The 271-nt window shown below is 63.1% G+C and carries 1 pseudogene; it reads right to left on the bottom strand.

Features of this window, described 5'->3' with window-relative positions:
• Positions 1-267 (bottom strand): annotated as a pseudogene (locus AAEY83_RS15180) (MFS transporter); the annotation flags it as partial.
• Positions 268-271 lie beyond the last annotated feature (4 nt).

Below are 271 nucleotides of genomic sequence, written 5' to 3'. Positions count from 1 at the left end.
CATCAGCGCCGTCAACAGCAGCAACAGGCGCTTGCGATCCATCGAGCCGGCGAGCCTGCTGATCGTCAGGCTGGTCAGCACCGCGAACGCGCCGGAGAGGGCGATGCCGTAGCCGGCTAGACCTTCGCTGATGTGCAAGTCCGTAGCCATTGGCGTTAGCAGACTGACCGGCATGAACTCGGAGGCGATCAGCGCGAAGACACACAAGGTCATGGCGAACACACCGCTCCAGTACGCCGGTTGTTCGCCGTCAGTGGACGCTTCGATGGGC

The organism is Psychrobacter sp. TB20-MNA-CIBAN-0197 (assembly GCF_040309765.1).
GTDB classification, from domain to species: Bacteria; Pseudomonadota; Gammaproteobacteria; order Pseudomonadales; family Moraxellaceae; genus Psychrobacter; species Psychrobacter submarinus.
Note: the sequence above shows the minus strand (reverse complement) of the source record. Positions and strands in the feature narration are given on the sequence as shown.